Annotated in this window: 12 protein-coding genes; 9 read left to right on the top strand and 3 right to left on the bottom strand. The window is 31.4% G+C overall.

The genetic code is table 11. From position 1 onward, the window contains the following. Window positions 1-6: 6 nt before the first annotated feature. The 9 genes from CDO51_RS09600 to CDO51_RS09560 all read left to right on the top strand — a co-directional run bounded on the left by CDO51_RS09600 (window position 7) and on the right by CDO51_RS09560 (window position 10,578). Complete coding sequence (locus CDO51_RS09600) at window positions 7-1,140, top strand: glycosyltransferase (protein ID WP_205842201.1); 1,134 nt, start codon at window positions 7-9, stop codon at window positions 1,138-1,140. A gap of 67 nt (window positions 1,141-1,207) precedes the next feature. Continuing rightward, complete coding sequence (locus tag CDO51_RS09595) at window positions 1,208-2,410, top strand: glycosyltransferase family 4 protein (RefSeq protein WP_089024054.1); 1,203 nt, start codon at window positions 1,208-1,210, stop codon at window positions 2,408-2,410. Window positions 2,411-2,437: 27 nt separating this feature from the next. Then, window positions 2,438-3,046 (top strand): sugar transferase, encoded by a 609-nt coding sequence (locus tag CDO51_RS09590; RefSeq protein ID WP_089024053.1) that lies wholly within the window; start codon window positions 2,438-2,440, stop codon window positions 3,044-3,046. 6 nt (window positions 3,047-3,052) lie between these two features. Further along, a complete protein-coding gene (locus CDO51_RS09585) occupies window positions 3,053-3,688 on the top strand; it encodes an acetyltransferase (protein WP_089024052.1) in 636 nt (211 codons plus the stop codon). Window positions 3,689-3,709: 21 nt separating this feature from the next. Then, window positions 3,710-4,753 carry a sugar-transfer associated ATP-grasp domain-containing protein gene (locus CDO51_RS09580; protein ID WP_089024051.1) on the top strand — a complete coding sequence of 348 codons (1,044 nt, stop codon included), beginning with the start codon at window positions 3,710-3,712 and terminating at the stop codon, window positions 4,751-4,753. A gap of 54 nt (window positions 4,754-4,807) precedes the next feature. Then, window positions 4,808-5,881, top strand: coding sequence for a DegT/DnrJ/EryC1/StrS family aminotransferase (locus CDO51_RS09575; protein ID WP_089024084.1), 1,074 nt, complete (start codon window positions 4,808-4,810; stop codon window positions 5,879-5,881). Between the two features lie 142 nt (window positions 5,882-6,023). Beyond that, a complete protein-coding gene (locus CDO51_RS09570) occupies window positions 6,024-6,206 on the top strand; it encodes a hypothetical protein (RefSeq protein ID WP_089024050.1) in 183 nt (60 codons plus the stop codon). A 9-nt stretch (window positions 6,207-6,215) separates the two neighbouring features. Then, window positions 6,216-8,525, top strand: coding sequence for an O-antigen ligase family protein (locus tag CDO51_RS09565; RefSeq protein ID WP_089024049.1), 2,310 nt, complete (start codon window positions 6,216-6,218; stop codon window positions 8,523-8,525). A gap of 259 nt (window positions 8,526-8,784) precedes the next feature. Next, complete coding sequence (locus tag CDO51_RS09560) at window positions 8,785-10,578, top strand: hypothetical protein (RefSeq protein ID WP_089024048.1); 1,794 nt, start codon at window positions 8,785-8,787, stop codon at window positions 10,576-10,578. A gap of 593 nt (window positions 10,579-11,171) precedes the next feature. Here the strand turns inward: CDO51_RS09560 and CDO51_RS09555 are convergent. The 3 genes from CDO51_RS09555 to CDO51_RS09545 all read right to left on the bottom strand — a co-directional run. Continuing rightward, complete coding sequence (locus CDO51_RS09555) at window positions 11,172-11,462, bottom strand: type II toxin-antitoxin system RelE/ParE family toxin (protein WP_089024047.1); 291 nt, start codon at window positions 11,460-11,462, stop codon at window positions 11,172-11,174. 2 nt (window positions 11,463-11,464) lie between these two features. Further along, window positions 11,465-11,833 carry an AbrB/MazE/SpoVT family DNA-binding domain-containing protein gene (locus CDO51_RS09550; protein WP_089024046.1) on the bottom strand — a complete coding sequence of 123 codons (369 nt, stop codon included), beginning with the start codon at window positions 11,831-11,833 and terminating at the stop codon, window positions 11,465-11,467. Between the two features lie 699 nt (window positions 11,834-12,532). After that, a partial coding sequence (locus tag CDO51_RS09545) for a transposase (protein ID WP_143824714.1) occupies window positions 12,533-13,281 on the bottom strand: 749 nt, incomplete at its 5' end.

The raw sequence follows: 13,281 nt of genomic DNA, 5'->3' as shown, positions 1-13,281 counted from the left end.
ATGATATTGACTAAACCGTTAAAAATTATACATATTTCAACAGTTCATCATCCATTAGATACAAGAATATTATACAAACAATGTTTTTCGTTAGCAAATGAAGGCTATGAAGTACATTTGATTGTTCAGAGCCACCAAGATTTACAAAATATTAACTTGCCTGATAATTTATATATATGGAAGCTAAATGTACCAAAAAATAGGTTTTATAGAGTTATTTTTACAGTTTGGGAAGCATATAAAATTGCAAAAAAAATAGATGGAGATATTTATCATCTACATGATCCTGAAATTTTAACAATAAGTACCCTTCTAAAAAAGAATAATGGACAAGTTGTTTTTGATGTTCATGAAGATTATGAAACTAGTATTAAACAAAAAAAGTATTTGAGTAAACCTTTAAGATTGCTATTAGCTAAAATATACAAAAGAATTGAAAAGATACTGACTAAAAGCTGTCATCTAGTTTTAGCGGAGAAATACTATAAAGAAAAATTCCCTAAAAGCAAGACAGTATTAAACTACCCTATAGTGAATGATAACGAAAAAATTAGAACAAATAAACAAAAAAAAGAAAGAAGTAACTGGTTAATTTATACTGGTAATGTAACAGAAGCTAGAGGGGCTTTATATCACGCTAAAATACCTAAATATCTTAATTCCAGAGTCGGTGTTTACTTTGTTGGGTATTGTTCGGAGACTATTGCTAAAAAAATATATGAACGTAGTGAAATTGGAATTGAAATAAATGGAGTTGGACACTATGTCCCTAGAGATGAAATGGACAAAATATATAACAATAATAATTGGCTTGCAGGAGTAGCCATTTTTCCTTGGACGGAACATTATTATAAAAAAGAACTAACTAAGTTTTTTGAATATATGCTCCATGAAATCCCTATTATTTGCTCTAATTTTAAAGTTTGGAAGGATTTTGTTGAAAGCTATAATTGTGGTATAGCAGTAGATCCAGAAGATGATCAAGATCAAAAGGCAGCCATAGAATATTTAATGAATAATCCTGAAGAAGCCAAACAAATGGGGGTTAATGGACGTAAAGCAGTATTAGAAGAGTTGAACTGGGAGAATGAATTTGAAAAACTAAAAGAGTTATATAGCAATATTTTAAATGAAAGCTAGAGTAAAATTAGATTGCGTAATTATTATAGACGTCGATAATTTATATTGAGGTGGTAACTTGAAAATAATGTATTTGCATCAATATTTCAGAATACCTGAACTAGGTGGAGCTATTAGATCATATGAGTTTTCAAGACGCTTTGTTAAAAATGGACATAGTGTTGATATGATTTCTGGCCCCACAAATGTATTTGATCATTATAATAAAAAAAATGTCAATATAGATGGAATAGATGTTCATTTTGTAGGAGCTGGTTATTCTAGTAAAATGAGTTATAAAAAAAGAATTGTTTCTTTTATGATTTATGCAATTTTAGCAACTATTAAAGGAATGAGGCTAGAAAAACCTGATATTATCTATGCAACATCTACTCCATTGACAGTTTGTATCCCTGCATTAATATTGAGTAAGTTCTATAATGTACCATTTGTGTTTGAAGTAAGAGATTTATGGCCTGAAGCACCTATACAGATGGGTGCTATTAAAAATAAGTTTTTAATAAAAATTTTAAGGAAATTAGAAAGAAAGACTTATAATGATGCTTCGCATATTATTGCACTATCTCCAGGCATGGCTGAAGGTGTATATAAACAAGATGTAGAGAAAGATAAAGTGACAGTAATTCCTAATTCAAGTGATATAGAGTACTTTAATAATGTGGATGCTAACAAAGAAGCTTTGAAACAAAAATATGGTATTAAGTCTGACAATATATTTATTTATGCAGGGGCAATCAATATAGCAAATGGAGTAGATATAATATTAAATGCTGCTCATAACTTAAAAAAACAAAATAAAGATTTACACTTTATTCTTGCTGGTGAAGGGAAAATGTTAAAGGAACTGGAAGAACTGAATGAAAAATATAATTTAGACAATGTAACTTTCACTGGCAGAATAAGCAAATCAGAGGTAGCAAAATTATATAGTATTTCTAATGCAGCTTTTGTTATATTTGAAGATATCCCTATACTTAATACCAATTCCCCTAATAAGTTTTTTGATAGTCTAGCTGCTGCTAAACCAGTTATAACTAATATGGATGGATGGATTAAAAATTTAGTTGAAGAAAATAATGCTGGACTCTACTTTGCAAATGGTAATATTGAAAAATTAGAAAATTGTATTTTAAAATTATGTGATGATAATTTATCAAAATGTATGGGTGAAAATAGTTTTAATTTAGCCCAGATCTGTTTTAATCGGGATAAACTTGCTTCAGAAGCTGAAAAAGTGCTAAAAGAAGTGCTTGAAAGAAACAATTACTGATAGTATACAATAAAGGAGCAGTTTAATATGAAAAGAATTTTTGATATATTTATAAGCAGTATTTTTATAATAATTTCTTCCCCAATTTTATTAATAATTGCTATACTAGTATATTTTAAACTAGGCACACCTATATTATTTAAACAAAAGCGACCGGGTGTTAATGGACAACCATTCTATATTTATAAGTTTCGAACTATGACTGATGAAAAAGACAACCAAGGCAATTTATTACCAGATGAACAACGCTTGACCAATTTTGGACAGACTCTTAGAAAATACAGTTTAGATGAATTACCTGAAATAATAAATGTTATAAAAGGTGAAATGAGTTTAGTTGGTCCAAGACCTTTGAGAATGAAATATTTGGAACGATATAATGAAAGGCAATTTAGGAGACATGAAGTTAAACCTGGAATTACTGGATGGGCACAAATAAATGGAAGGAATCAGCTTTCTTGGGAAGAAAAGTTTGAATTAGATGTTTGGTATGTGGATAATAGATCATTCTGGTTAGATTTTAAAATATTATTTATAACAGTTATAAAGGTTTTAAAAAGAGAAGGAATTAGTGCTGAAGGTCATGCTACTATGCCTGAATTTATAGGAAAAAATCATAATCAACAAAATATGTAGATTGGAATGATATTTATGTCTTTAATTTTAATAGGGGCAGGCAATCACTGTAAAGCTGTAATTGACATTGTTAAAATGAATAATGAAAAAATTATCGGAATAGTAGATGATGATTCTAATTTACATGAAAGTAAGCTTTTGGACATTCCTGTCATTGGTAATTTAGATAAAATAGAACAGTTTGATGAAAATGAAGTGAAATTGATTATTACCATAGGCAAACCTTATATTAGAAAAACAATATATGAAAATTTTTTAAATAAGGGTTATACGTTTGCTAATGCTGTACATCCAAATACTTGTATATCTAACTATGCCTGTTTAGGTAATGGCGTTATTATTAATTCAGGAACTGCCATTCATCCAGATGTAAAAATTAAAGATAATGTAATAATAGGCTTAAATTCAACAATAAGCCATGATTCACTTGTGGATTTACATAGTCATATTTCACCAGGAGTTAACATAGCTGGTGGAACAACAATAGGTAGTAGTGTTGATATAGGAATTAATGCGTCTATTATACAAAATATAAAAATAGGCGATAAATCTATTATTGGTGCAGGAGCAGTAGTTGTTGATGATATCCAAGAAAAGTGTACTGCTGTAGGTGTACCGGCGAAACCTATAAAATTTCATTAGTAAATAACTAGGGGTGAGAATGTGGTAATTAGTAGTATTAAAGGATTTATTTATTTAGGATATTTTATTCTAAATTCCCCTTATAGCCAATTATGGGAGAAATTTAAAGAAACAAAGAGAAGTTATAATGTAAGTTATATTTGGCTAGTATTTGATATGTTAGTATCAGCTATTGTACATAAAGCTAGTTTTGAAGATTATTTTGACTTTACTTTTTTCCAATTATCCAATAAGGAAAAAAAGGAGTATATTTGTACAGGAGATATGTATGAATTTCAATCTCATTTTAATGATAAAGAATATAGAAAATACTTTCGCGATAAGCAATTATTTTATCAAGAGTTTAAAAATTATATAGGGAGAGATTATTTATCAATTTCGAATAATAATATTATAAATGACATAGAAAATTGGACTAAGAACTATAGTGTTTTTTTTGCTAAGAGACCTTTCGGTCAATCTGGAAAAGATGTAATTAGAGTAAACATCAACAATTATGAAAATTGTGAAGCCCTTTATGAATATTTATATAAAAATAATTTTACTTTGCTTGAAGAACAGATAGAACAACATTCAGAATTAAATAGACTAAGTCCAAATTGCGTTAATACAATTCGTGTAATTACCTTTGTTGAACAGTCTGAAGACTCTTCTTATGATAATGTAAAAATAATTGGAGCTATACTAAGATTAGGTCTAGAAGATGTTATTGATAATTTATCAGCTGGAGGTATAGCTGCTCCCATAGATTTAAAAACTGGACAAGTATATAAACCTGCAATTTCTAAAGAGTTAATTAAAGACCGTACCTTTTCATTCCACCCAGTATCAGATGAAGGGATAACAGGTTTTGAAATACCTGAATGGGAAAATGTAATAAAACTAGTTAAAGAAGCAGCCATGATTATTCCTGAAGTTAGAACTGTTGGATGGGACGTGGCGATTTCACCTAATGGTCCTTTATTAATTGAAGGGAACGATAATTGGAATAAACGAGTATGGCAATTAGCTTATAGAGAAGGTAAAAGAAAATTAATTCAAAAATTTGCTGATGAAAACGTGTGAATTTAAGGAGGCCCGAAATTGCCACATCAAAAAATTCACCTTTCATCACCCCACATGAGTGATGAAGGTTATGAAATGCAATATGTCCAAGAAGCATTTGACACTAATTGGATTGCTCCTTTGGGCAATAATGTCAATAAATTTGAACAGGAGTTTTGTGACAAGATAGACTCACAAGCTGCACTAGCTCTTTCTTCTGGCACTAGTGCAATGCACCTGGCTCTGAAAGCTGACGGTGTAGGTGTAGGTGATATAGTCTTCTGCCAGTCCCTTACCTTTGCAGCTTCGGTAAACCCGGTCATTTATCAAAACGCCACACCTGTATTTATTGATAGTGATTATAAAACTTGGAATATGTTTCCTGAAGTTTTAGAAGAAGCTTTTGAAAAATATACTCCAAAAGCAGTAATTGTGGTTCATTTATATGGATTGTCTGCTGATATGGATAGAATTTTAGAGATCTGTAATAAGTATAATGTATCTGTGATAGAAGATGCAGCAGAATCTTTAGGATCTTATTACAAGGACAAGCATACGGGTACATTAGGTGATTATGGAGTGTATTCTTTTAATGGAAATAAAATTATTACCACTTCAGGTGGAGGAATGCTAGTATCTAATAAAGAGGAGAGAATTGAAAAAGCAAGATTCTGGGCTAGTCAAGCTAGGGATAAGGCAAGGCATTATGAACATAGTGAACTGGGGTATAATTACCGGTTGAGTAATGTCTTAGCTGGTATTGGTAGAGGACAACTAAAAGTATTAGATAAGAGAGTAGAAAAGAAAAAGTACATATTTGAGTATTATAAAAAAGAACTGAGTGATTTACCTGGTGTTCAGTTCATGCCTATTAATGAGTGGAATACTCCTAACTATTGGTTAAGTTGTATGCTACTTACTGGTGAAGTAAGACCATTAGATGTTATAGAAGCTTTAGAAGAAGAAAGTATAGAGGCACGACCTTTATGGAAACCAATGCACTTACAACCTTATTATAAAGAATATGACTTTATTGGTGAAGGTGTATCAGATGAGTTATTTAAAAATGGTGTTTGTCTTCCTTCTGATACTAAGATGACAGATGAGGATTTAGAGAGAGTTATAGGGATTATTAAAAGTTTATGGTAATGCATCTATCACTATTTGAAGTATTTTAAGAGAGTAGATAGAACTATAGTTTACCCTTCTATAATAATCTTAATGAAAAGTAAATAGATATGTTGTGAAGCATTTAGAGAAAATGATAAAGAAGGGTAGGGGAGGTGTTTAGTTGGAATTAATAGAAAAGGTTAAGTATAGTTTTATAGGAATGGTCTTATTTGCAATTATGGGGTTACTGTTACATATGAGTATAGTTAATTTTAATTCTTCACCTCTTTTGATTACATTTGGTTTAATAGTAGCATCAGGAATCTTAATATATTCTTCTTATAAAGTAATTACTTCAGAGTAGGTGATTAAAATGAAAACTAATAAAAAATCATTATTTAATAACAACATGGTATTATATATATTACTTATAGCTACTTTAATACTAATAATATATCCCCCATTCTATCGGGGATTATTTTTTGATATGGATATGCTTTTTTATCATGTAGTAAGCTTTCTATTTTTTGGATGTTTTTTAGCATATAATTTAATTAAAAGAAACGAGAGTTTATTAAAATCTCCTATGGATTTTATATTATTAGGATTTTGTTTAGTTTATGGATTAAGTACTTTTGTAGCAGTAACCCCAAGAGAAGCAGTTTTAGAATTTTTAAGGGTATCTAATTACTTTGTTATTTATCTAATAGTATCGAGGATTCCTACTAATAATACAGTTAAATGGTTGTTATATGCACTAGTGGCTGCTGCAGTAGGAGTTTCATTTGTCGGAATTGGAACAGCCTTAGGTTCTTTTGAGTTTCCCGGTGCAATGGTTAGAAACAGGATCTATTCTAGTCTACAATATCCTAATACTACTGCTGCTTTTTTAACAGCTGGATCTTTTGTAGCTTTATCTAGAGTATTAGAAGAAAAGCATTCTATAATCAAAGCAATATTTGGAGGAGCAGGTTATTTTACGTTAGTTACATTTGTATTTACTATGTCTAGAGGAGCATGGCTGTTTTTTCCTGTAGTACTTTTAATATTTTGGGCACTTAACTTCCGTAGATTTATAAATGCTTTTATATATGCAACTATTCCGGGAGTATTTTTTCTAGTTACTGCTATGCCGCTATGGGAAGCTATTGAAGATAACTTAACAGAAGGTTGGTATTACGTAGTTATAGGAACTATTGCTTCAGGTGGTTTAACATTTCTGTTTTCTTACTTTTTAGGTGGAATAGAGAAATTAAATATTAAGCCAGTAAGATATGGACTGATTGGAATATTAGCAGTTATGATTCTAGGAGTATCTTTCTATGGTGTTACTAACTATGAACAAGCTATGGATTATATGCCAGATGTAGTAGAAAGACGAATAGATAGAATTGATTTTGATGAAACAGGACTAGGAACAAGAGGAGAACTCATGGATACAGCTTGGGATATGATAAAAGATAGGCCAGTATTAGGTGCTGGTGGAGGTGGTTGGGAACCCCTCTATCATAGATATATGGAACGTGACTACTGGGCAACGGAAGTTCATAGTCATATCTTTCAGGTAGGAGTTGAAACTGGGATACCTGGGATGTTGATATTTAGTGGAATTTGGATAGCTTTAGCTTATCAGTTATTTATTATATGGAAAAAGAGACGAGAGGATTTCTATAATGCAAGTGGACTTTTTGTTGCTGCTATAGCATTAGGTGGCCATAGTATGATTGATTTTAACTTGTCTTTAGGAGCAGTAGCAGTTTATCTATGGGCTATTTTCGGTTTAGTTACATTTTACTATAGGATGGCTATAGGGGAGAAAACTGTAGAAGAAGAGGTTAAAAGTAAAAAGAAAGTAAATAAGAAAAAGTCACAAGGATTATTTGAAGGTGATAGTAAGTTAGAGGTCGTTAATAAGGTTTTTCCATATGTGATGCTAGTTGTTACTGTTGTAATGTTAATATATTCTTCTATGGTTTATTCAGGATATAAAGATGGACAAAGAGCTTCAGCTGCTATGGAGCAGGGTGAAATAGGAACTGCAATGGAACTTTATGAGAGTGCTATTTCTAGAGATTCATTAAATGCTTCTGTCTATATAGACTTAGCTCGAGCATATGAAACAGTTTATCAAGAAACTGGTGAAGAAGAATTTATATATAGAGCTATAGATACAGCAGAGAGAGCTATTGAACTAAATCCAGAAGATGGACAAATAAATAGGGCATATGGTCAATTTATGCTTAGGGTAGGAAATGTTGATGTGGGTTTAGATCACTTAAAGCATTCATGTAAAGCTCAACCATATAATGAATCAGCATATATTACATATGCAAATGCTTTAAGGAATGTGGGAGAGAACTTACTTTTAGATGATGATATGGAGTCTGCTTATGAGTATTTAGAGGAATTGATAGACTTTCGTGATACTTTTAGAGAATATCACTCCCAGTCTGATGAGTTTGATAGTATTATATTTAAAGGTTATGTTCTTTTAGAACAGTATGAAAAGGCACAAGATTTTCTAGAAAAAGAGGAAATAAGTTTAGATGCTGAAGGAGAGATACTAGTCTACCAAGGGTTACTGTATGATGCTTTAGATGTGAATGAGGAATTAGAAGAGGTTAAAGAAGAGATGGAAGGTGAAGAGATAGAGATGTATAATAATCTGGTACATAAGTATTAATGTACCAGATTATTATTTTTTTGGTTACGGAGGAGAACTATCTGTTGAACTCATAAGTACATTTCAAAGAGCTATAGCTTAATCTTTACATTAGATGACTTGGATGTTCAGTTTTTATCTGCACCCACACCTTATGATACTTTGATCTTAGTGGGTGGTATATGAAAAGGAAGATGCTAAACGAGTGGCTATTGAGTATCTAAAGCTTATGATTTTTATGTACTGGAGCAGTTTCAGATGTAGGGATAGGAGGGAACTCATGTTTATTGAGGAAGAAATATTTAAGGGGATACGAAATGTTGGGAAGTCTAAAAAAGTCAAGATAAACTTGTTTCCATTAGCAACAGATCTTTTTAGTATACTCAAAGAGGAAGGTTTAATAGAAGAACTTAATAATACCCCTTTACTTGGCAATATTACAGTAAGAAAAAAAGATTCATATACTAGATATGATTATGTAATGATGCAACAATATATGTATCTATTTGTAAAAAAGAAATTGAATTCAGAATTAATGCTTTCTTTGGGGAATAAAGTGAAATGTAAAGAATTTACGAATGGTATTTTTGATATAAAAAATAGTGATTTTAAAAAAGTACCTACAATCGCTGATATTCTCCAAATTTTAGCTTTAATTTATAATATAGGACATTTTAAAAATACTTTCACATCGTCGAGAGCTGCTATAAATGCGATAAAGAGTGATGAAAAACTTTATGAGTCATTTCTTTGTAATTTTGAATTTGACTTACATAAGAATATAGCGCGTCAAATTATTGAATCTAATAATTATTATAGGTTTCACCTGCTTAATTCTTTACTTATATTGTTGTCAATTGGAAGAGATCAATTAACTATTAAGTTTGCGATCAACATATTAAGCGAATATTTAACAAAAGAAAGATCAGGTTCTGAGAAATTAGAATATATATTTAAATTATTTGTGATTATAAGAGAAGTAAGCTTTGTTACCTATGATTTATCCATAGCTCCAGTTCCTATTTACATAGACATACATAATGACAAATATCTAGAAACATTATTAATGGAGCGATTATCTGGATATAACGAAGAAAAGCAAATCAGCAATCTTTTTAAGGGTCTGAATAAATTGCTTCAAGATAATGTTTATAATGAAGAATCTAATGCGATTATTCAATTTGATATTGTTCAAAGAATGACAAGAAACATTATGAAGCACGAAAAGACTAAAGAACTGTTCTCTTCAAGCTATCAAGAATTTATTAATGGTAAAGAAGATAGTTATGCAATCTTTAATAAAAAATACTCTAAACGAAATGATTTCGAAGTTTCTAATATATTAAAACTTTCTTTTTCGGATGAGAAACAAAGCGAAATTATTCAATTAATAAAAAGACTTAATAGTACCAATTTTGTTAAAGTAGCTTGGTATTATAGCATGAGTGAAGAGAGAATAATAATGCTTGTAGCAATTAAAGCAAAATGTAATCAAAAACAAAAAGTCGCCTTTAAAGTAATTAGAGTTATATTGAATTTCTTAAATCGTTTAAAAACTAGTGACCAAGAAAACACCTATCATGATCAAGTGTTACTAACAACTAAGTTTTTTCTTTACTATCTATTTAACGAGCATAAAATTTTATTAGAAGGAGGACTTGACAAGAATGTTTGCGTAACTTTAGATCAAGGTAAAAGGAAGCGATCAAAGAGTTTAAAGCGTTTATTGACAAGTTATCCAGAAAGTCATCAAGATAACATACATGAAATAAAAGTTATAAAATCAATACTTGACAGTGATAATAATAACGACTTAGGTTTGACAGTGTGTTCTAGTATTGTAGTTAAGGATCAGAAAGATTTAACAAGAAAAAAGGCCGAATTCGATGGCTTGATATTATATCCAAATAGAAATGAAGAACAAATAATTTTTGTTGAATCAAAAAATACTAACCGACAACCATCCCAAAGCAAAAATTGCCTTAAAGAAAAATTTATTACCTTGGCTATCCCTTATGTCGAAGAATATATTGTTTCTCAAGGAATGAATAGTATCTACAAATATAGTGTATAGAGAATTAAATAAAATATCTCAGGAGTATGAGTCTAGTATTAAGATTTAATATTTATAATCATTAATATACATATTCCATGAATAAGCATTTATCATTTTCCAGTGAGAATATTGATTATGGCACCAAAAGTGGCTCGATAAAAAACTGTTCCAAAACTTGGTGGGTTGTAGTTACAACTGACAACACCAGAAGATAAACATGATACTGAATCAATCCTGGTGGTTACTTCTAAGTACCATTTTCAGAGATACACACCTTATGACACCTTTGAGCCTAGTGGGTGGTTTATGAGAAGGGAAGATGCTAAACGGGTGATTACTGAGTATCTAAAACTTATGCATTTCTTTGTGCTGGAGCAGTTTAAGATGTAGGTTGTGACAGAAAAGGCTTTGACAATTTATGTGAATTCAAATAATAAAAAGGAAACGATACTACTGGTGAAAGTCGCAAAGCAACTTTCACCAGTAGTATCGTTTCCCTATCATTGCAATAGTATATGATATTGGAAATTGGTAAGTATTATTGTTATTTCATACCTGATAGTATGTTATAAATGGTGGTTTGTATAACCTTGCTATCTAAGGTATGCAAGCTATTTGATATATCGCTTTAGTTGTTCATAAAAGTTTTCCCGTGTCCCAGCTAGAAGGACAATTAATTTTTTACCATTAACTTCGTGGATCATATAGGCAATTTCATAATCTACACCTTTGTATTTTATATCATAACCATAAATACCGGCAAGATCGCCACGCTTTGGCTTTCCAATATAAGGGTCTTTTCTTAAATCGAGAAGAGCGTTTTCATAAGCCTGCTTCAAAGGCTTTTCTTTTAGTTTTTTAAAGTAGCGTTCAGCAGCTGGGCTGAATTGTATCTCATACATAATTAGTTCTCCGAACCAAAAATGTCTTCGAAGCTAGCGGATTTTTTTTCACCATCAGCAATAGCATCTGCTTCTTCTAGCATATTGGTAACAGCCTTTTGAATATTTTTGTTCTGTGCTTCAAATTGTCGTATTAGTTCATCGCCGGAATAACCTTGGGAAACAAGGTCTTTAAGAATTTCTACTGAAAACTCACTAGAATCTCTATTTAGGGGTCGGATTACAATTGCTCCATCTTCAAGGGTACATTCTACTTCATTATCAAGATCAAGATGCTTATAAAATTCTAAAGGTATAGTAATTTGGCGTTTTTTAGAAACACTAATGATTTTACGATCCATTTGATCACGCTCCATAGAAATGGCACTCATTGTTCTTCCCTCCTTTGTAGTATATGCAGAATCTATTAAAATATTACTAATATCTTTGTATCTTTGAAATCATTATAACAAAGAAACAAAGAAAACTCAATTAAGGACATACCGTTAGAATTGCCTATGTTACAAAACTATATAAAAATTTAAATATATAACTTAAAAACTGCCGGGATTGATGAAGTAGAACCGACAGAGCGATTGAACTCTAGGAAAGTTGAACGATAAACAATGTCTTATCTGCACCCACACCTTACGATACCTTTGAGCCTAGTGGGTGGTTTATGAGAAGGGAAGATGCTAAGCGGGTGGTAATAGAGTATTTAAAGCTTATGCATTTCTTTGGGCTGGAGCAGTTTAAGATTTAGGGATTATTGGAGTAAGAAGGACTTGTTCAATGAAAGAAATCTTTCACTGGATAAGTCCCTCTTTTTTTATATAGATGAATGTGAGGGAATATTTGAAGAGAAGAAAAATTGGTAGAAAATTTTTACAAACAAAGGGAAAATTTAACACATATAGAAATATATTTATATGGTTTCACGATTTATTTAAATAAGCTGGCAGCTAGGATTGTTGAATTGAAGGTAATTATTTATTAAAAGATTCTCTATGTAAAGGATAAAACCCTGTAAAATTTTGAAAACCCAGAATACAGTAATCCAAATTTGAAATTTTGCTCTTTTAAAAACTAAATTAAGCAGCGTGTTTTTCTCTAGCTTTTATGAACTTGCTTTCGTTGTAGGGCTCTTTATTTACCCACATAGCAAAGAGTATCCTAACCCAAATATTAGCTAGAGTCCTTACAGCTTCATGATGCTGTTTACCTTCTTTGCGCTTTTTGTAGTAATAGTCTTTGGCCCAGGGGATCCACCTTGTAGTTTGTAGAGCGAACTGATGTAAAGCGTTTCGAAAAGGCTTAATACAAGAGTGTCGCCTTTTTACAATACGCATTTTGCCACTTTGATGGAGCACTGGTGAAGTTCCCGCAAGGGCCTGTACCACCGAGGCGTCAGCATAACGGCTGCGATCGTCTCCCCACTCTGCCAGCAGCATCGGTGCAATTCGCTTACCGGCACCTGGTATGCTGTCGAAAATTTTACTGTCAAAGTGAGACTTAAAAAGTTTCTCGATTTCCTTGTCGTACTCATCAATATGTTCTAATAAAGGCTCTAGCTGATCTAGGATAGTAAATAAAAACTTAGACTTTGCAGAACAAATGGCCCTGTTCCCTTCTAAATTAGGTTTTTGAAGCTTTGTGAAGATCTCATTAGCTTTAGACGTAGGGTTAGGATGTTTTTGCTTTTTTAAAAACTTAAAGATCTCATCTCTACTAGCTTTTCGAGCCTGTTTTGGAGTGGGGTATTTCCTTAAAAAAGCTAGAGAAACAGGTAGAGTTATTTTAGAAAACAGCTCAAGAGCAACAGGGTAATATTCTTTCAGGG

Source organism: Natranaerobius trueperi (assembly GCF_002216005.1).
GTDB classification, from domain to species: Bacteria; Bacillota; Natranaerobiia; order Natranaerobiales; family Natranaerobiaceae; genus Natranaerobius_A; species Natranaerobius_A trueperi.
This window is presented reverse-complemented; position numbering and strand designations above follow the sequence as displayed.

Coding starts and splice junctions, on each gene's coding strand:
- CDO51_RS09595 (WP_089024054.1), top strand. CDS start 1,208: ATGTATTTGCATCAATATTTCAGAATACCTGAACTAGGTGGAGCTATT.
- CDO51_RS09590 (WP_089024053.1), top strand. CDS start 2,438: ATGAAAAGAATTTTTGATATATTTATAAGCAGTATTTTTATAATAATT.
- CDO51_RS09585 (WP_089024052.1), top strand. CDS start 3,053: ATGATATTTATGTCTTTAATTTTAATAGGGGCAGGCAATCACTGTAAA.
- CDO51_RS09575 (WP_089024084.1), top strand. CDS start 4,808: ATGAGTGATGAAGGTTATGAAATGCAATATGTCCAAGAAGCATTTGAC.
- CDO51_RS09565 (WP_089024049.1), top strand. CDS start 6,216: ATGAAAACTAATAAAAAATCATTATTTAATAACAACATGGTATTATAT.
- CDO51_RS09560 (WP_089024048.1), top strand. CDS start 8,785: ATGTTTATTGAGGAAGAAATATTTAAGGGGATACGAAATGTTGGGAAG.
- CDO51_RS09555 (WP_089024047.1), bottom strand. CDS start 11,462: ATGTATGAGATACAATTCAGCCCAGCTGCTGAACGCTACTTTAAAAAA.
- CDO51_RS09550 (WP_089024046.1), bottom strand. CDS start 11,833: ATGAGTGCCATTTCTATGGAGCGTGATCAAATGGATCGTAAAATCATT.